The following is an 18,356-nucleotide window of genomic DNA, read 5'->3' as shown; positions in this document are numbered from 1 at the left end:
ATGATGCCGCTATTTTCGGCTACGAATGCGACTTGCGCGTGACAAACATCGCATCGCCGTAACTGAAAAACCGGTACCGGTGTTCGACGGCATGCCGATAGGCCGCCAAAACTTCGGCATGACCGGCAAAGGCGCACACCAAGGTCAACAGAGTCGACTCCGGAAGGTGAAAGTTGGTGATCATGGCATCGACGCAACGAAACCGGAATCCTGGACGAATGAACAAATTCGTCTCGCCTTTGTAAGGAGCCAGAGAGCCCCCGAGCGATGCCGACTCCAGCGTCCGCACCACGGTCGTTCCGACGGCAATCACCCGCCCGCCGCGCCGCCTGACCTCGTCGACCTTTTCCACCACGGCCGCATCGACCTCGCAACGCTCCGAATGCATCTTGTGTCGGTCCAATTCATCCACCCGCAACGGCTGAAACGTGCCGCTGCCCACATGCAGCGTCACGAAGGCCCGATCGACGCCTTTCGCCGCCAGGCGTTCCAGCATCGCCTCATCGAAATGCAAGCCGGCGGTGGGCGCCGCCACGGCGCCGGGCTGTTGCGCGAACACCGTCTGATAACGCTCCCAGTCGGATACCGAGTCCGGGCGGTCGATATAAGGCGGCAGCGGAATGTGCCCGACGGTGCTCAGAACCTCGTCGATGGTTCGATCGTCGAGGACCGCCAGCAGGAACAAATCGTCTCGCCGTCCCTGAATCAGGCACCGAAAACCGCCGTCCAGCAGAATTTCGGTTCCCGCCTTAGGAGCCTTGCTCGCGCGCACATGAGCCAGGCCGGCGCTCGCCTCGAGCACCCGCTCGATCAGGATCTCCACTCGCCCCCCGGACGCCTTGCGTCCGAACAGGCGCGCCGGCACCACTTTCGTGTCGTTAAAAACCAATAGATCGCCCGGATCGATCAACTCGGACAATGCGATAAACACACGATCTTCGATTTCGCCGCTCGTTCCGTCCAAACACAGCAATCGACTGGCGCTCCGCTCCGCTAAAGGATGTTGGGCGATCAGATCTTCGGGAAGTTCAAAAAAGAAATCACTCTTGCGCATTATCAGATGGTATCAATCGGCGAGTAAGAGCGCAGTATCTGGCTTTTTAAAATAGACTTCTTTATAATTCGTCTGCTTTCGCGCCGAGGTGGCGAAACTGGTAGACGCGCCAGACTCAAAATCTGGTTGGGGAAACTCAGTGTCGGTTCGATTCCGACCCTCGGCACCATTAAATATCAAAGGCTTACGAGAAATCGTCAAGCCTTTTTTGTTGCCTGCGAAGGAGCGAGGGACTCTCGGCCGAAGCGGTCGGCGAACGGGACGAAATTTGACACGAAGGTCTGCTTTGCCCTAGCTTCGTAGATGAAGATACCCGAACTGATGGCGGAACCGGCAAGCCTGATGGATTAGGCCGCAGATCGAGACATCATGCCCGGAGACCGCTTTTACCGTTCCTCCAGCCGCCCCCCCAGAATCGGGTAATTCCGATCCACTCCCGGAAACACAGCCTCCATACAACGGTAAGGAAAAACGATGAAAGCTGACGTTCGAAATTTGGCCATTATTGTTCTCCTGAGCGCCCTCGTCTCCGGCTGCTCGAGCATACGCGCGAGGACCGAAATGCTCGACGACCGGTGGACGGCTTATCCCGGCGTTCAACTGGACGTGAACGAAATGGCCGAGATATTCGGCGGCGAGCGTCAGCAATCGGGGTGGATCAATGGATTGGTGACGTCCATTCTCGTTTTCGACCTGCCTGTTTCGGCCGTCTTCGATACTCTTGTGCTGCCTTACGACTTCTATCGCATCGAAACGCCGGGCGGTTCCGACGCAACCCACGGCCCGTCGAAAGGACCTTTGAGCCCGAAAGCGCGGGAAGACGGAGGAAAACCTGAAAGCGATTTGCCGTAAAACCCGACCGGCATTTTCAGGGAAGCCGGTTGACGGTTCGTCGGGCGCGGCGGAATACGAACGATAAGCCCCGGTTTCGGCCGAACGGGTTCCGCTTCGGAACTCGTGAAATGGATTTGTACGGGCGGAAAGCCGGCCAGGACGATCGAGCCCTGAAGAGCGTACCCAAAAATCGATGGACGGTATCGAGAATTCCGCAGCCTGCGGATCGTGTTCGCAAAGAACGATGTGGCGGATGCGGCGGGGCATCCGATCCGTTTAAAGTTTGTCGCCTTATCTTGCCGGGCGGTGCATCGGCTTGCCGCAAGGCAAATATCTTTGTCTGCCGGCGAAAGGTTTCCCGGCCGGACGAGCGACCCATCCCAGCCGAAAAGACCGGGATTGGGTCGAAGCCGGCGCGGGCCGAAAAAACATCACATCGACTGGCATAACACGTCCTGCTTCTTGCCCAGACTCGGCAGGCTATGACGAACCCACAGCCCAAGCCCTGCCGCCGCCAGCACGACCCAAGGGAATTCCACGATGGCGGCCGCCGCCAGCATCAGGCCGAGCAGGACCAATCCCGCGAGCAGCAGCAGAAACGGAACGATCGCAAACAGCAACAAAATGTGCATAAACGCCTCCATAGTTTGAGTTACGGAAATAATCATAACCAAAACTCGGCGGCTGTGCGGGCTTTATTATCACCGAAACAGGAAATAATCGCTTTCATAATTCATCATAAGGCTTGCCTATGGAAATAATAGCAGCCGGCTTATGTACCCGATTTCGACCGGAGCGAAGCCTACACATCATGGGATGATCCTGGATGACGGCCCGCTGCCGCCGGAATACCGGGCGATGGCAGCGGATACCGCATCCAATCGGAAAACGCACCAACTAAAAGAAGATCGCCATCGGCAATCCTTCCTCATCCCGATCGGGTGATTGCGGGATCGAACGGCCCTCGCCCCGGGCGATGCGACGGGCGGTCCACAGCGCAGCGAACGCATCCGGCACGTCGTCCGCCGCAACCAGCCTGCGCGGGCGTTCGGCAACGATGCGCCGAGGTCTATCCCCGAAATGCCCGGCGAGCAGCGCCAAGCGTTCCAGGCGTCCGGCCGCGCTCTTTTTGGAATGCGGCAGCGGCCTCCCACCGTTCAGCACGGCGAACGTCAGTTCGGGATGCACCTCGTACACACGCGAGACATCGCTCGCATGAGCGCGGAGATGCGCATCGACCTCCGCGACCTTGGGCATGATGGCAAAGGCTTGAACGGACATGCCCCTACCTTCGATGGCCCGGCGCCGGGCGGAAGCTTCCGCGTGCGTGCCGGCGGCGAGCAGCGGACGCAACGGCGCGGTGAAAACAGAGGACGCGCGCCTGGGGCCCAGAAGCCGGCGGGCCGCCAAATCGCATTCGCGGCTACCTTCGGCGCACAGGCCGATGGGAATGTCGATCGCAATGATGCCCGGCGGGGGAATATGCCGGATCACCGCCGCGAAAGACGAATGCATGCTCCACGTCGGGTCGCCGCCTTCAAGCGCCGCGCGGACGACGAACCAGCCTCCCGGGCAACCGTCGACTCCGGCGATCGTGCTCGGCATATGATTCTTCGATCGGCCCGATCGTCTCACGCGAAAAGCCGTCCCGATGCGCGCGGCGACGGCGCCTATCCCTCGGCCAAGGCCAGGCCGACCAGAACCGCGCATTCGGTAAGTTCGATCGTCGCTCCGGCGGTATCTCCGGTGGTTCCGCCGATGCGCCGGACCATCGACAGCCGCAGCCAGCAGAACAATGCTCCGGCCGCGAGAAAAGGCCAAATACCGCGCGTACCGGCAACGATCGAAGCGCCGGCTAAAGTCACGGATAACGCCAGCATGCCGCTCCGGCGCGGCAGATGCTTCGCCAGTTCGGAACCGAGACCGCCGGGCCGCACATAAGGCGTGGTGAGCAATAGCAGCAGCGGTGCGGCGCGGCCCAGCACCGGCGCGAGCGCGAGGGCGCTCCAGTCGTGCCGGGCGACGACGTGCTCCAGCGCGGCGAACTTGAGGAGCAGCACCAGCACCAGCACGACCACGGCGACCGGGCCGCTGCGAGGGTCCTTCATGATGGCGAGGGTGCGATCCCGGTCGCGAAAGCCCCCGGCCCAGGCGTCGGCGCTGTCCGCCAGTCCGTCCAAATGCAAGGCTCCGGTAAAGGCCACCCACGCCGTCAATACGATCGCCGCCGGCAGCCGGCCGCCGACCTCGGCCAGGCTCTGGGCCAGCACCGCGAGCGCCAGCCCCAGTCCCAAGCCGACCAGGGGATAGAAAAGCAGCGAACGGCCTAGCGCCGGACCGTCCGGCGGCACATTCAGGCGCACCGGCAGGCGGGTCAGAAATTGCAGGGCGATGAGCAGGGGCAGAAACCGGTTCACGAACGCGCCTCTTCGCAACGTTCGCCGCTCCCGCAGAGGCTGTGCAGCGAAGCGTGCGGCACGTCGATCTCGAGCAAACGGGCGAGCGGCCAGCGCCGCGCATGGCAGAGCATCACCCGGATCACGCCGCCGTGGGTGACGAGCAACAGACGGCGGCCCCGGTTGCGCGGCATCAGGTGGTCCCGCAGAGCATCGAGCGTCCGCTGCCGGAACGCCTCCAGCCGCTCCGCTTCCGGCGGCGGATGCCGGAAAGGATCACCGAGAAAGCGAGTCAGCGCGCCCGGCGCCGTCGCCATCAGTTCGGCATAGCTGCGCCCTTCCCAAGCGCCGAAATGAATTTCCCTGAGCCGTTCGTCGATTTCCGAAGGAATGCCCAGCTTTACGGCCAGGCTCTCGGCGAACGCGGCGCAGCGCGACAAGGGCGAGGTGACGATCGCATCCCAGGGACCGCCGTTTGCCACGGCGGCATCCATTTGCCGAAAGCCTTGTTCCGTCAGCGGATCGTCCAGGCTGCCGCGGAACCGCGCGCCGCCCACGGTCTCGCCGTGGCGCAGCAGGTCGATGTTAACCCGCATTTCTCATACCCTCCAATCGCAAACGGCCGCTTCGGGAGCGCCGAAGCGACCCTTCCTACTGCGAACGCTGTCCCAATTGCAAACAAAGACCGTAGGATGCGGTGAGGAACGAACCGCATCGTTCGCGAACGATGCGCCTCTTTCGTCGGCACATCCTACAGCCCCGGCACGGCGGCTCGCCGTAGTGCCGGCTACGGCTACGCCGTCACTCGGTCCGTGCGTGCGGCGCGCCACAGCGGCGCCTCGACGCCCTCGCAACGAAGAGGCGTGAGAAATGCAGGTTAACGACATCATCACTCACGGCGGCTTGCCCGCAATTCCCGTCTCATCAAAGGTAGCCATGCCTGCGTGCAGGGCACAGGCCAGCCGCAACAAGGGCACCGCTGCGGCGGCCCCGCTGCCTTCGCCGAGGCGCATCCCCAGATCCAGCAGAGGTTTCCCGTCCAGCGCCGCCAGGATTCGCCCATGCCCCGGTTCCGCCGAGGCGTGGGCGTAGAGAAACCAGCCGGAAGCGCCCGGACACAGCCGTTCCGCCGCCAGCGCCGCCGCCGCGCAGATGAACCCGTCCACCAATACCGGGAGCCCCTGCTGGGCACAAGCGATAAAGGCTCCGGCGAGGCCGGCGATTTCGAAACCGCCGAGCCGACGCAAGGCTTCCTGCGGATCGGCTAAGTACCGGCCATGCAACGCCAGAGCCCGGCGGATGACCTCGATTTTGTGCCGCACGCCCTCCCCACCCAGGCCCGCGCCGGGGCCGGCCAGCGCTTCGGGGGCTTCGCCGAGCAGGGCCGAGGCCAGCGCGGCGGCGGCGGTGGTGTTGCCGATGCCCATCTCGCCGCCGATGAAGATTTGGACTCCGGCCGCGCGGGCCCGCCCGGCGGCGTCGCGGCCCGCGCCGAGCGCCTGCGCCAACTGGCGTTCGGTCATGGCCGGTTCACGGGCGAAATTGGCTGTGCCCGCCCCGAGACAGAGATTCAGTACTCCCGGCAAGCGTCCAATTTCCTCCACCGTACCCAGATTGATCACTTCCAGTTCCGCGCCGAGCACACGGGCCAGCACGCTCACCGCCGCGCCGCCCTGGGCGAACTGGCGCACCATGGCCGCCGTGACCGATTGGGGAAACGCGGACACGCCCTCTTCCGCCACGCCGTGATCTCCGGCAAACAGGACGATGCGTACCCAATCGGCGGAGGGCTTAGGCGTTCCCTGCCAGGCGGCGAGCCGGATTGCCAGCGATTCCAGCCGTCCCAGCGCGCCCGGCGGTTTGATGAGCGTCGCCTGACGCTCGGCAGCCATCCGAGCCGCCTCTTCGTCAGGGCTAGCCACGGGGCCTTTCAGCCAGGTCAGTTCAACAGTCACAATTTCTCCCCTTTCAATACCCACGACAGCCCCGCCACGGTCAGGATCACCCGGTCGCAGGCGCCCGCCAGTTCCTGATGCAACAGGCCGGCCTCGTCGCAATAGCGGCGGCTCAGTTCCCCCGGTGGCAGTACGCCCATGTTGGTTTCGTTGCCGATCAGAATGATGTGCCCAGGAAGACCGGGCAGGATTTCGACCAGGGCGTTCCGCTCGCGTGCGAGTCTCGCCGCGTCGGTCTCGCACAAAAGCTGGGTCAGCCACAGGGTGAGGCAATCGACGATCAGGCAGCGCTTTTCATCCGCGCGGGCGCGCAAGGCGCCGGCCAGGTCCAGCGGCTCTTCGACCAGGTCCCAATCGGCCGGACGGCGGCGTCGATGTTCTTCCGCTCGCCGCCGCATGCCCTCGTCGCCGACCCGCGCGGTGGCGATATAGGTCACGGCCAGGCCGCTGTCCGCGGCGCGCTTTTCGGCCAGCCGGCTTTTTCCGGAGCGCACTCCGCCCAGGATCAGTTCTTTCACGGGAATTCTCCACGCCGGGCCAGGCCCAGCATCCGCTCGATCGTATTCATGTTCAGATGGGCGGCTACGGCATCCGCCAGGCGGTCGATTTCGGCTTCCCGGATCGCCGCGTAATCCGGGGTTTCCGGTTCGGTCAGCCCGGCCCAGCGCAGAATGGCGTCGGTCGCGGCGGCGGACTCGAACAGGCCGTGCAGATAGGTGCCCATGATCTGTCCATCCTCCGAGCATGCGCCGTCGTTTCGGTTTTTCAATCGAGCGAAGGGGTTCTCCAGCGCAGGCCCTTTCGTCACCCCCGCATGGATTTCGTAGCCCGTCACCGGCGCGTTCTCCAGCATCAGCTCGCCGCGCACGTTGCGGAGCCGCTTTTCCGGCTCCAGCACCGTCGCCATCTCCAGCCAGCCGAAACCGGAACAGGTGCCCGCCTCGCTTTCGAGGCCCAGAGGATCGCGGATTTCCCGCCCGAGCATCTGAAAGCCGCCGCAGATGCCCAGCAGCTTGCCGCCGTAACGCAGATGACGCCGAAGATAAGCTTCCCAGCCGTTGGTCCGCAGGAAGGATAGATCGGCGCGCACGCTCTTGGAGCCGGGCAGGATCGCGAGGTCCGCAGGAGGCGGCGTCCCGCCCGGATGCACGAAGCGAAGGTCGACCTGGGGATGCAGGCGCAGAGGATCGAAATCGGTGTGATTGCTGATTCTCGGCGTGACCGGCACGGCCACCCGCAATGCTCCGGCGCTCGGGTTGCTCTGTCGGGATTCGATCGCGTCCTCCGCCTCCAGGTGCAAGCCGTGGAGATAAGGCAGTACGCCCAAAACCGGTTTGCCGGTCTCCCGCTCCAGCCAGTCCAGCCCCGGTTGCAGCAGAGCGATGTCGCCGCGGAAGCGGTTGATGACGAAGCCGGCCACCCGCGCCCGTTCGGTTTCCGACAACAGCGCGAGGGTGCCGGCCAGATGGGCGAACACGCCGCCCCGGTCGATGTCGGCGATCAGGATGACCGGGCAGTCCACCGCTTCCGCGAACCCCATGTTGGCGATATCGCCTTCGCGCAGATTGATTTCCGCCGGCGAGCCCGCGCCTTCCGCGACGATCGCGTCGAACCGGGCCGCGAGCCGCCCGTGGGACTCTAGCACCGCGCGGCGAGCGATGCGTTTGTAAGCGTGGTAGTCGCCGGCATTCAGGTTGCCGATGGCCCGGCCCTGGACGATGACCTGGGCGCCGGTGTCGGTATTGGGCTTCAGGAGCACCGGATTCATGTCGGTGTGAGGCTCCAGTCCCGCCGCCCGAGCCTGCACCGCCTGGGCCCGGCCGATCTCGCCGCCGTCCTCGGTGACGGCGCTGTTCAGCGCCATGTTCTGCGGCTTGAACGGAGCGACCTTCACGCCGCGCCGGGCCAGCAAACGGCACAGAGCGGCGACCAGCGTGCTCTTGCCGGCGTCGGACGTGGTGCCTTGAACCATCAGGGTGCGGGCCGTCATCGGGATTGTTTCCTCGGCAACGCCTGTTCCAACCGCGCCCAGGCCGGCTCGCTCCCCGGCAGCCCGAAGCGCAGCCCCGGCGGATCGTCGAACAGCCGGGCCAGAATGCCCTGCCGGGCCAGCGATTCGTGCCGCTCTGCCGCGTCGGCCGCGGGACACCATTGAAACAGGGCGCAGCCGCCGGAGGGCGCGAGGCCGCCGGCCGTCAATAAGTCCGCCAGCCGCCGGGCGTTTTCGGGCAGCCGCCGGCGCTCGACCGCCTGCCAGCCGCGGTCGGTCAAAGCCTGCCGCGCCACCCAACGCGAGGGTCCGGTCACCGCCCACGGACCGAGCAGATCGGCCAGGCGTTCGAGCAGGTCGGATTCCGCCAGCACGAAGCCCGCCCGCACGCCGGCCAGCCCGAAGAATTTGCCGAGGGAGCGGAGTACGATCAGCCCGGGGCGCGGACAAAATCCGGCGAGACTGAATTCGGGCGTAGAGTCCATGAAAGCTTCGTCCACCACCAGCCAGCCGCCGCGGGCGGCGAGCCGTTCGTGCCAGGCCAGAAGCAATTCCGGCGCGAAACGATCGCCGGTCGGATTGTTGGGATTGATCGCCACCAGCACGTCCCACGATTCGAAGCCGGGACCTTGCGCGAAGGTTTCCGGCGCGACGCCGATCACCTCGTGCCCCGCGCGCCGCCAGGCGTGGGCGTGTTCGGCGTAACCCGGCCGGATCACGCCCACCCGTCCGGGACGAAGCAGCGCCGGCAGCGCCTGGATCGCCGCCTGCGAACCCGCCACCGGCAAGAGGCTGTCGCAGCCGTAATAGGCCGAAGCCGCCGCCTCCAGTCCGTCGTCGTCTTCCGGAAGGCGCGCCCAGACCGCAGGCGGAACGTCGGGCACGGTCCAACCGGCCGGATGGATACCGGTGGACAGATCCAGCCAATCGGCCAGGGGAATACGAAATCGCGCGGCCGCCGCACGCAAACGGCCGCCGTGTTCAAGCACCGAGCCATCCTCCCAAAAAGAATAAGATCAACCACAGCCAGACCCCGCGTCGAACCAGCGCCACGGCGCGCGGAATGTCCGCCGCGCCGGGCGCGGGCCCCTGCCCCAGTCCGGGCCGCGCATGCCACTCGCCGCGGTAACGGGCCGGACCGCCGAGCGCGAGCCGCAGAGCGCCCGCCCCCGCCGCCATGACCGGCCCGGCGTTGGGGCTGTCCCATCCACCCGCCTGGGTGCGCCAGCAGAGCAAGGCCAGCCGGGCGTCGCCCAGGAGCGCGTAGGTCAAAGCAGCCAGCCGCGCCGGTAGATAATTCAACCCGTCGTCCAGCCGCGCCGCCGCCCAGCCGAAGCGGAGAAAGCGTTCGCTCTTGTAGCCCCACATGGCGTCCAGAGTGTTCGCCAGCCGGTACAGCACCGCACCGGGCGCGCCGGCCAGAGCGAACCAGAACAGCGCGCCGAACACCGCGTCGTTGCCGTTCTCCAACACCGATTCGACCGCGGCCCGCGCCACATCCTCGGGTTTCATGTCGCTCGTGTCGCGGCTCACCATATAGCCCACCCGCCGCCGCGCCTCGGCCAGATCGCCGGCCGCGAGAGCCGCCTGCACCGCCTCGGCGTGTTCGCCGAGACTCGCGAACCCCAATGCGGCATACAGCGTCAGCACGCCGAACGCGACGCCAAACACGGGAATCGACGCCAGCCAGGCCGCGAGCGCCGTGGCCGGGATCAGCAGCAGCAGAACCGTGGCGACGCCCGCGAGTTGCGCGCCGGCTCCGTGGCGCTCGCTTCGATGCCGAGGATTCCACCGGGCCTCCAGCGTTCCTGCAACTCGTCCGAAGCCCACGAGAGGATGAAAACGACGAGGTTCGCCCAGCAACCGATCCAGCAGCACGGCAGCCACGATCAAGGTCGCGGTCATGTCCGGCGCTCCGCCAGCGGCTTCGGGTTCATACCGCGAAGAGAGCCGCCGCGGCGGCGGGATTGGATGGAAAGTAAAAATGCAAAAAGGAGGCGGTCAAGCGCCGCTCCCGGTAAACCGCCTCCGGCTGGCCGTGGTTCCGCCCGGCGCGGGTGTGGGCGATGGGCGCGAGATCCGCCTCGGCCCGCGCGTGATGGAAGGTATGTCCGCGCAAGCCGCCTTCGGGCAGTTCCACGCCGTGCAGCCCGAGATTGGCGAGCCGCGGCTGCATCACCGCGCGGCCGGGCAAAAGGCCCGCCATCCTCGCTTGGCGGCCCTGGGCGTCGGCGAGCGTTTCCAGAAGATACAAGAACCCTCCGCATTCGGCGAGGATGGGCTTGCCCGCGGCATGATGGCGGCGCAGCGCGTCCTTCATGCCGCGGTTGACGGCCAGCCGGCCGAGATGCAGTTCGGGATAGCCGCCGGGCAGCCAGACCGCATCGGCTTTCGGCAAATCGGCATCGGCCAGCGGCGAAAAGAAAACCAGGTTCGCGCCCAGGGCGCGCAAAGTGTCGAGATTGGCCGGATAGAGAAAGCAGAAGGCGGCATCCCGCGCCACGGCGATCGTCATGTTCGCCAACCGGGCGCTCGGAACTTCGGACTCGGCCGGCGGAAACTCGACCGGCGGCGGCAATTCAGCCGGCGATGTGCTTTCTAAAGCGTCGGCCACGGCCTCGATGCGGGCGTCGAGATCGGCGATCTCTTCCGCAGGGTGGAGGCCCAGATGGCGCTCCGGCAAGGCGAAATCGGCCTCGCGCGGCAAGGCGCCGCGCCAGACGGCGGGATCGGGCAAGGCGCTGCGGAGCAGTTCCGCGTGTCCCGCGCTGCCCACCCGGTTGGCCAGCACGCCGGCGAACGGCAAGTCCTTGCGATACGCGGAGAGACCGTGGGCGACGGCAGCGAAAGTCTGGGCCATCGCGGAAGCGTCGATCACCGCCAGAACCGGGATGCCGAACAAAACCGCGAGATCGGCGCTGGACGGCGCGCCGTCGTAGAGCCCCATCACGCCTTCGACCAGGATCAGATCGGTATCGCCGGCCGCTTCGTGCAGCAGGCGGCGGCAATGCGATTCGCCGCCCATCCAGAGATCCAGATTGTAAACCGGCGCGCCGCTCGCCTTTTCCAATATCATCGGGTCGAGGAAATCGGGACCGGTCTTGAACACCCGCACCCTTCGTCCCTGCCGGGCGTGCAGCCGGGCCAGGCCCGCCGTGACGGTGGTCTTGCCCTGACCCGAGGCGGGCGCGGCGATCAGCAGAGCGGGACAGCGATTCATGGATTCACCAGATTGACCGGCTGTCCCCAGCCGTTCTCGAACACGGTTTCCTCCGCCGGGCGGCGCGTGTCCCAGCCTGCGGTTTCCAGCAGAGGTTCGGGGTAGAAGGCATCGACCTGACCCAGGCAGAGCACGGCCACCGGGCGGGCGCCCTGCGGCAGATTCAGCAATCGGGCCAGGTCGTCGGGTTCGAACAGCGACACCCAGCCCATCCCCAGCCCTTCCGCGCGGGCGGCAAGCCACAGATTCTGGATGGCGCAGGCGACGGAACACAAATCCATCTCCGGCAGCGTGCGCCGGCCCAGGACGTAACGTTCGCGGCCCTCGGCCAGCGCGGCGACCAGCAGCTCGCCGCATTCCAGGATGCCTTCGAGCTTCAGCCTCCGCACTTCTTCCGCCCGCGAGCCGCAGGCCGCCGCCGTGGCCTCGCACTCGGCGCTGACCAGCGCGTGAATGGCGCGGCGAAGCGCCGGGTCGGTGATGCGTATAAAGCGCCAGGGCTGCATGTAACCCACGGAGGGCGCGAAACGGGCGGCGTCGAGCAGCCGCTGCAGAACCGCGGGATCGATCGCTCCGCGCCGAAAATGGCGCATGTCGCGGCGTTCCCGGATCACCCGGTAAACCGCGGCACGGTCGCCATCAGGATAGCGGTGTTGCGTCATTACAGATCGATGCCCGGCTGCGCCCGCACGCCGGCTGCGTAGGCATGCTTCACGTCGCGCATCTCGGTCACGGTGTCCGCCGCATCGATCAGGCCCTCCGGCGCGCCGCGCCCGGTGACCACCACGTGCTGCATGGGCGGGCGCGCGGCGAGATCCGCGAGTACCGTTCCGGTGTCCAGGTAACCGTATTTCAAGGGATAGGTGAGTTCGTCCAGGACCACGAGTCCATAAGACGAGTCGGTCAGCATGGCGCGGGCCGTTTCCCAGCCTTCGCGGGCGACGGCGGTATCGCGCTCCCGGTCTTGCGTCTCCCAGGTGAAGCCCTCGCCCAGCACCCGCCATTCCACGCCCGGATGCCGGCGGAAAAAGGCTTCTTCCCCGGTATCCGAGCGGCCCTTGATGAACTGACACACGCCCACCCTCATGCCGTGCCCCAAAGCGCGGGCGACCATGCCGAAGGCGGATGAGGACTTGCCCTTGCCGTTGCCGGTGAGCACCAGCAGCAGACCTTTGTCCAGCGTGGCCCGGGCGATGGTGCTATCCACCACCGCCTTCTTGCGCGCCATCCGCCGGCGGTGGCTTTCCTCTCGCGACGAATCCGACATGAGAAACCTGCCTCAGTGCGCCTGACGCCCGTGATCTTCGACGGACCGGCCGGGTCTCGCCAGGCCGAAAGCCACATGAACCAGGATTGCGGCCGCGATGTAGAGCGCTATGCCTTCCAGCGCGTGCGGGAAGTATTTCGCCAGCCGCGCGCCGAATTCGGCGAAATTGGTTTCCACGTAACGCCCGGAGAAGAAATAGAAGCCGCCGCTGGACAGGAGTTCGCTGATTGCGGCGCCGGTCAACAGGGCCAAGGCCAGCGACGGCAGGGTGGAAAACCGGAAATGGTGACGGCGCGCATACCAGCGGCCGGCCAGCCACAATGCGCCATAAGCCGGCAGCAGGAAACCGTAGGCCGGGCTGACGCAGAAATCGCTGACGCCGAGCCAGGTGATGGCCACGTAATCGCTGAGCCCAGCCAGCCCGAGCAGCGCCGGAAACATCCAGGCCGGACGCAGATAGAAGCCGGCCAGGAAAAAGACCGCCCAGGAAGCGTCGGGCAAATGGGTGACGCTCGCGAAATGGTGGCTGCGGGTGGCGGCCATGAGCGCGGCGAGGCCCAGGGCGACAGGCCAGAAGTTCTTCGATGTCGTGTCATTCATATCGTGTCTTCCCATGGTTGATTTGAGTTGGATCGTAAGCTCGATTTCGGCCTACCGCGCCGGCGAAAAGCGTTCATTCGGCCCGTGTCGGAATGGAATCACAGGACATCCGGCGCGTAGCGCAAGGTCAGGAAGAAGTTCAAGTCGTCCTGATTGAAAAAACGGGCAGTCTGATACTGCTTGTTCAACAGATTAGCCACCCGCCCCTCCAGAGACAAGCCCCGATGCAGATCGACGCTGGCGCGCAGATCGACCGTCACGTAACCGGCCAGGGGCTGCGTGTTGGCGACGTCGTCGAAACGCTGGCCCTCGCCATATACCGTGGTTCCGACCCGGGCCGGGCCGACGGCGCGGTCCAGGTCGAACCGGAACATGGACTTCGCCCGGCGCGGCAGCCGCTTGCCGCGGCTGGCTCCTTCGCCCAGGTTTTCGGGATCGAGCAGGCTCAGATTGGCGGCGATGTCGAATCCCATGAGCCGGGTCGAAGCCTGGGCTTCGAGACCGAGTATGCGCGCCCGGTTCAGGTTTTCGGCGAAGCAGTTCGCGAGGCCGCACACGGTGGCGATCATATTGTCGATTTCTGTGTGATAGCCGTTGAGCGCCCAGGCCACGCCCGCGTGCCGGCCGCTCACCCCGACTTCCCAGCTCTCCGAATTTTCCGGATCGAGCACGGGATTGCCGAAACCCGGGAAGTAAAGCTCGTTGAAAGACGGCGCTTTGAAGGCGGTACCCCAAGATCCGGTCAGCCGGATGCCGTTTTCGAAGCCATAGCCCAAGGCGACGTTCCCGGTCGGCTGAACGCCGAACTGCTCATTGTCGTCCACGCGTACCCCCGCTACCGCATCGAATCCGCCCAAGGTCAGTTGGTACTGAGCAAAGCCGGCCTTGTCGTCGCGCGAGTTCACGGCATAGTCGGTGGTGCCGTCGACCCGATCGTTGTAGTAATCCAGCCCCAGGGTGAAAAGGTGCCCTTCCGCGAGAGCGAAATCGTTCTGCCAAGTGACGTTGACCCGCTGCGTGTTGAAGGAACTGCTGAATTGCCGGTCAAAAAAATTGTCCGATTCGTCCAAGGTTCGGCCGGCACGGAGGGTCGTGCTCCAGAATTCGGCCGGCGAATATTTCAGGCTCCCGCCCAGCATCTGCTGCACGAAAGTCGAGCGGTTCTGAAAACTGCCGTCGAACTCGTTGTCCCCTTCCGCGTGCAGTAGGTTGCCCTCGATTTCCAGGCCGTTCGCGAAGCGATAACCGGCGCGGGCGCTGCCGGAGGTATTGCGATAGCCGTCGTGATCGGGTTGCCGGGTGAAACAGCCCCCGCCGCCGAGACTGAAAGGCCGCCCGGCACAAGAATTGAAACCGCGCGTTTCCAAGCGGGAACCGTTGAGGCTGTACCACGCCCGGTCATCGCCCCCGGATACGCCGCCCGCCGCCTTGTACATCGAATGGCTGCCGGCGCCGAAGCTCAAGTAAGGCTTGAATCCCTCCCTGCCCTTGCGGGTGAAGATCTGGATCACGCCGCCGATCGCCTCCGAACCGTACAAACTCGAGCGCGGTCCCCGAACGATTTCGATGCGCTCGATCTGATCGACGGGAATGTCCTGGAAGGCCATCGCTCCGTTGGTGGCCGAACCGGCGCGCACACCGTCGATCAATACCAGCACATGGCCGGATTCGGTTCCGCGCAGGTGTACCGAAGTATTCTTTCCCAGACCGCCGTTATTGGTGACGGACAGCCCCGGCACGCCACGCAGGACATCCTGGACGGACTGCGCCTGCCGGCGCTCGATCTCGTCGCGGTCGATGACGGTGACCGAGGCCAGGGACTCCTCGGCGCTACGCTCGGTCCGAGTAGCGGTGACCGTAATGGTATCGAGTCGAGATGGGTTGGCTTCATCGCCATGAGCCGACGGCAGATAAAGAGACAGTAATGCCGCTTGAAGGCAGCGCGTTTCGGTTTTCATGTTCTTGACTTCCCCCGTGCACACCCGCGCGGGATAGGGTTGCGCAAGGCACGGGAGGAGAAATCGGCGGACGATTGCGTCCGCAAGCGAGACGAACGGGCGGGGCGAAATATCGGAGCGTATTTCGACGCAAGGTGCCTGTCCGGGCGTCGCCCTCCGCGATGCCGACCTGACTCCAGGCCGGTCTCCGGGCTCGCGAGCGGGGTGTCCATCCCTGGAACAGCGCCTTCCCGCGTGTCAAAACGCAGTGGCGTCGTGCTGTTCCTTGACTCGCTTACCGTTGCGGGGGCAGCGCCGGCCTTGTTCCTTCCGAGTCGGGAACGCACCGGCTTCCCGTTTAATCCCGGCAGCACCGCTGGCCGGGACACCTGAAGCGGGGCGAAGCTTAGGCGACGGATCGCGCGGCGTCAACAAAAAGTCCGCGAAAGCTCATCACGCGGCCGCCTCGCCGAATCGGAAGCTCGACGCGGTAACGCCGCCGAACAGGTCTTCCTCGTGATAGACGAGGGCCGCCGGCTCGCCTTCGGCCGCACCGACCGCCACCATCAGCGGAATCAGATGATCTTCCCGCGGATGCGCCTGGCGCGCGGCCGGGGCGCGGCTCCAGTCGAGCAGGCGTCTCGCGCGCTCGGACGGGTCGGCGCCGATCAGCGTATCCTGCAGCCAGTCGTCGAAGGTTTTCGAGACCGCTTTCGCGCCGGGCCCCATCTGCCCCAGGTTGTGGTAACTCAGGCCGCTGCCGATGATCAAGACGCCCTCCTCGCGCAGCGGCGCCAGCGCCCGTCCGGCCGCCAGATGTCCGGCCGGGTCGTAGTCCGACTTCAGCGACAACTGAATCACCGGCACATCGGCGTCCGGATACAGAATGACCAGCGGCACGAACGCACCGTGATCGAAACCTCGCTGCGGGTCGAGACGGACCGGCAGGCCGGCGGCCCGGATCAGCGCCTGCACCCGGCGGGCGAGTTCGGGCGATCCGGGCGCGCGGTACTCGACGTGATAGGTGTGTTCCGGAAAGCCGAAGTAGTCGTAGACCATCGGCGGGGCAGCGCTCGACATCACGGCGAAGTCCCGTTCCGTCCAATGCCCCGAGACGACGAGCACGGCTTCGGGCGTCGCGCCGATCTGGCGCGGCATGTCCTTCAGCGACGCTTCGAGCGCGCGGAAAGTCCGGCGGAAATTGTCCATGTAGGGCCAAGGCCCTCCGCCGTGGGAGATGAAATAAGTGGGCAGCTTCGCGGGTCTCATGCCGGCCTCCGGGCTTATGCCGATGTCGATCTCGGTCTCAGCCGTGCGTCGCCGCCTTGAACTGCCGCAACAGCGCCCTGGCCGCGGCTTCCGACGAGGCCGGGTTCTGCCCGGTGATCAAGTGGCCGTCGATCGCCACATGGGATTTCCAGTTCTCGGCCTTCGAATACTGCCCGCCGCGCTCCCGCAGCATGTCTTCCACCAAAAACGGAACCGCCCCGACAAGCCCGACTTCTTCCTCCTCGGTATTGGCGAATCCGGTAACCGACTTCCCCTGCACGAGCGGCGAGCCGTCCGCGGCCTTGGCGTGGCGCAATGCGGCCGGGCCGTGGCACACGGCGGCTATCGGCTTGCCGGCGGCGTACAGGGCTTCGATCAAGGCGATGGAATCCGAGTCCTCGGCCAGATCCCACAAGGGGCCGTGGCCGCCGGGATAAAACACGGCGTCGTAATCGCCGGCCGATACGATCGACAGCTTGACCGTGTCGGTCAATGCGGCCTTCGCGGCCGGGTCCTGGTCGAAGCGCCGGGTCGCCTCGGTTTGCGCGTCCGGTTGACGGCTTTTGGGGTCCAGCGGCGGCGGCCCGCCCTTGGGCGAAGCCAGGGTGATCTTGGCGCCCGCATCTTCGAAGACGTAGTACGGCGCGGCAAATTCTTCCAGCCAGAATCCGGTTTTCCGGTCAGTATCGCCGAGCCGGCCGTGCGAGGTCAGTACCATCAGGATTTTCATCGTCATCCCTCCTCCCGGTTCAAAGTCAGGGCGATCTTGCCGAAATGGGCTCCCCGCTCCAGGTGGCGGAGAGCCTCGCGCAGTTCGCCGAACGGAAACACGCGGTCCACCACCGGCCGCACCCGGTGGCGCGCGACGGTCTCATTCATCGCCTCGAACATGGCGCGGCTGCCGACGAAAATGCCTTGTACGCACACGTTCTTCATGAGGATCGGGGTGGGGTCGACTTGGCCGCGGCCGGATAGAACGCCGATCAGACTGATGCGCCCGCCCATGCGCACGGCTTGCAGCGATCGGGTCAGGGTGCCGGCGCCGCCGAGTTCGACGACATGGTCGACCCCGATGCCGCCGGCGAGTTCGCGCACACGCCGGCCCCATTCGGGCGTGGTCATATAGTTGACGCCGTCCGAGGCGCCGAGTTCGAGCGCCCGCGCCAGCTTTTCGTCGCGGCTGGAGGTGACGATCACGCGCGCCCCGAGAAGCCTGGCGAACTGGAGCGCGAACAGCGAGACGCCGCCCGTGCCCAGGGTCAGCACCGTATTGCCGGCCTCGACCCGGCCCGAGGCGACCAGCGCATGCCAGGCGGTCACCGCGGCGCACGGCAGCGTCGCGGCTTCTTCATCGGTGAGGTGTTCCGGGACCGGAACGACGCCGTCCGCGTCGAGCACGACATACTCCGCCGCCATGCCGGTTCCGCCGCCGCCCAGCGCGCTTCTGGCCTTTTCTTCCGTCGGCTCGCCGTCCAGCCACTTCGGCATGAAGATTCCCGCCACCCGTTCGCCTCGTTTCACGCGCGTCACGCCTTCGCCGAGGCCGACCACTTCGCCGACGCCGTCGGAAAGCGGCGTCATCGGCAAGCGAAGATTCGGCTGGTAGCTTCCCTTGACCACCATCAAATCGCGGTAATTGAGCGACCATGCCCGCATCTTGAGGAGCACCTGCCCTGCACCGGGCTGCGGCGGCGGCCGCTCGGCGAGGACCAATGAATCGATGCCGAAGCCGCCTTGCAGTTCGTAGATCTTCATGAGTCGTCTCCCGATAGCAATGGTTGAAGCGCCGTTACGATCCGCGGCCACAGGACCGGCCGACCGGATCGCGACTTCC

At 65.6% G+C, this 18,356-nt stretch carries 19 protein-coding genes, 1 tRNA gene and 1 riboswitch; of the genes, 2 read left to right on the top strand and 18 right to left on the bottom strand.

Translation table 11 applies throughout. The features are described from left to right. Positions 1 to 19: 19 nt before the first annotated feature. Positions 20 to 1,054, bottom strand: a complete 1,035-nt coding sequence (gene queA, locus ACWJKU_RS03850; RefSeq protein ID WP_454145943.1) for a tRNA preQ1(34) S-adenosylmethionine ribosyltransferase-isomerase QueA — start codon at positions 1,052 to 1,054, stop codon at positions 20 to 22. An 82-nt stretch (positions 1,055 to 1,136) separates the two neighbouring features. On the opposite strand from queA, the gene ACWJKU_RS03845 reads away from it, so the two are divergent. Next, positions 1,137 to 1,223: transfer RNA gene (locus ACWJKU_RS03845), tRNA-Leu, on the top strand. 305 nt (positions 1,224 to 1,528) lie between these two features. Further along, complete coding sequence (locus tag ACWJKU_RS03840; RefSeq protein WP_454145941.1) at positions 1,529 to 1,906, top strand: YceK/YidQ family lipoprotein; 378 nt, start codon at positions 1,529 to 1,531, stop codon at positions 1,904 to 1,906. 413 nt (positions 1,907 to 2,319) lie between these two features. On the opposite strand, the gene ACWJKU_RS03835 is transcribed toward ACWJKU_RS03840, so the two are convergent. The 17 genes from ACWJKU_RS03835 to ACWJKU_RS03755 all read right to left on the bottom strand — a co-directional run bounded on the left by ACWJKU_RS03835 (position 2,320) and on the right by ACWJKU_RS03755 (position 18,277). Further along, a complete protein-coding gene (locus ACWJKU_RS03835) occupies positions 2,320 to 2,520 on the bottom strand; it encodes a hypothetical protein (RefSeq protein WP_454145939.1) in 201 nt (66 codons plus the stop codon). A gap of 265 nt (positions 2,521 to 2,785) precedes the next feature. Next, complete coding sequence (locus tag ACWJKU_RS03830; RefSeq protein WP_454145937.1) at positions 2,786 to 3,493, bottom strand: DUF429 domain-containing protein; 708 nt, start codon at positions 3,491 to 3,493, stop codon at positions 2,786 to 2,788. A gap of 65 nt (positions 3,494 to 3,558) precedes the next feature. Then, complete coding sequence (locus ACWJKU_RS03825; RefSeq protein ID WP_454145935.1) at positions 3,559 to 4,305, bottom strand: adenosylcobinamide-GDP ribazoletransferase; 747 nt, start codon at positions 4,303 to 4,305, stop codon at positions 3,559 to 3,561. Beyond that, entirely contained in the window at positions 4,302 to 4,880 is a 579-nt protein-coding gene (locus ACWJKU_RS03820) for a histidine phosphatase family protein (protein WP_454145933.1), read from the bottom strand. The genes ACWJKU_RS03825 and ACWJKU_RS03820 overlap by 4 nt, the downstream gene beginning before the upstream one ends. A gap of 297 nt (positions 4,881 to 5,177) precedes the next feature. Next, positions 5,178 to 6,239, bottom strand: coding sequence for a nicotinate-nucleotide--dimethylbenzimidazole phosphoribosyltransferase (gene cobT / locus ACWJKU_RS03815; RefSeq protein ID WP_454145931.1), 1,062 nt, complete (start codon positions 6,237 to 6,239; stop codon positions 5,178 to 5,180). Further along, positions 6,236 to 6,757, bottom strand: a complete 522-nt coding sequence (gene cobU / locus ACWJKU_RS03810; RefSeq protein WP_454145929.1) for a bifunctional adenosylcobinamide kinase/adenosylcobinamide-phosphate guanylyltransferase — start codon at positions 6,755 to 6,757, stop codon at positions 6,236 to 6,238. The genes cobT and cobU overlap by 4 nt, the downstream gene beginning before the upstream one ends. Beyond that, positions 6,754 to 8,229 (bottom strand): cobyric acid synthase, encoded by a 1,476-nt coding sequence (locus ACWJKU_RS03805; RefSeq protein WP_454145927.1) that lies wholly within the window; start codon positions 8,227 to 8,229, stop codon positions 6,754 to 6,756. The genes cobU and ACWJKU_RS03805 overlap by 4 nt, the downstream gene beginning before the upstream one ends. Continuing rightward, on the bottom strand, positions 8,226 to 9,218 hold the full coding sequence (gene cobD, locus ACWJKU_RS03800; RefSeq protein WP_454145925.1) for a threonine-phosphate decarboxylase CobD: 993 nt from the start codon (positions 9,216 to 9,218) through the stop codon (positions 8,226 to 8,228). Before cobD ends, ACWJKU_RS03805 begins: the two co-directional genes overlap by 4 nt. Next, positions 9,211 to 10,134 carry an adenosylcobinamide-phosphate synthase CbiB gene (gene cbiB / locus ACWJKU_RS03795; RefSeq protein WP_454145923.1) on the bottom strand — a complete coding sequence of 308 codons (924 nt, stop codon included), beginning with the start codon at positions 10,132 to 10,134 and terminating at the stop codon, positions 9,211 to 9,213. Before cbiB ends, cobD begins: the two co-directional genes overlap by 8 nt. Positions 10,135 to 10,162: 28 nt before the next feature. Next, on the bottom strand, positions 10,163 to 11,449 hold the full coding sequence (locus ACWJKU_RS03790) for a cobyrinate a,c-diamide synthase (RefSeq protein ID WP_454145921.1): 1,287 nt from the start codon (positions 11,447 to 11,449) through the stop codon (positions 10,163 to 10,165). Then, positions 11,446 to 12,111 (bottom strand): 5,6-dimethylbenzimidazole synthase, encoded by a 666-nt coding sequence (gene bluB / locus ACWJKU_RS03785; protein ID WP_454145919.1) that lies wholly within the window; start codon positions 12,109 to 12,111, stop codon positions 11,446 to 11,448. Before bluB ends, ACWJKU_RS03790 begins: the two co-directional genes overlap by 4 nt. Next, on the bottom strand, positions 12,111 to 12,716 hold the full coding sequence (cobO, locus tag ACWJKU_RS03780) for a cob(I)yrinic acid a,c-diamide adenosyltransferase (protein WP_454145917.1): 606 nt from the start codon (positions 12,714 to 12,716) through the stop codon (positions 12,111 to 12,113). The genes bluB and cobO overlap by 1 nt, the downstream gene beginning before the upstream one ends. Before the next feature lie 12 nt (positions 12,717 to 12,728). Then, entirely contained in the window at positions 12,729 to 13,316 is a 588-nt protein-coding gene (locus ACWJKU_RS03775; protein WP_454145915.1) for a hypothetical protein, read from the bottom strand. Between the two features lie 98 nt (positions 13,317 to 13,414). Then, complete coding sequence (btuB, locus tag ACWJKU_RS03770; protein ID WP_454145913.1) at positions 13,415 to 15,274, bottom strand: TonB-dependent vitamin B12 receptor; 1,860 nt, start codon at positions 15,272 to 15,274, stop codon at positions 13,415 to 13,417. A 161-nt stretch (positions 15,275 to 15,435) separates the two neighbouring features. After that, positions 15,436 to 15,661: riboswitch (cobalamin riboswitch) on the bottom strand. Between the two features lie 45 nt (positions 15,662 to 15,706). Further along, a complete protein-coding gene (locus ACWJKU_RS03765) occupies positions 15,707 to 16,462 on the bottom strand; it encodes a DODA-type extradiol aromatic ring-opening family dioxygenase (RefSeq protein ID WP_454145911.1) in 756 nt (251 codons plus the stop codon). Between the two features lie 97 nt (positions 16,463 to 16,559). Further along, positions 16,560 to 17,252 (bottom strand): type 1 glutamine amidotransferase domain-containing protein, encoded by a 693-nt coding sequence (locus ACWJKU_RS03760; RefSeq protein WP_454145909.1) that lies wholly within the window; start codon positions 17,250 to 17,252, stop codon positions 16,560 to 16,562. Positions 17,253 to 17,254: 2 nt separating this feature from the next. Beyond that, positions 17,255 to 18,277 (bottom strand): zinc-dependent alcohol dehydrogenase family protein, encoded by a 1,023-nt coding sequence (locus tag ACWJKU_RS03755; RefSeq protein ID WP_454145907.1) that lies wholly within the window; start codon positions 18,275 to 18,277, stop codon positions 17,255 to 17,257. Positions 18,278 to 18,356: the final 79 nt, after the last annotated feature.

This window comes from Methylocaldum sp. MU1018, from assembly GCF_053646775.1.
The sequence above is the reverse complement of the archived record's forward strand: the minus strand, read 5'-3'. Positions and strand labels throughout refer to the sequence as shown.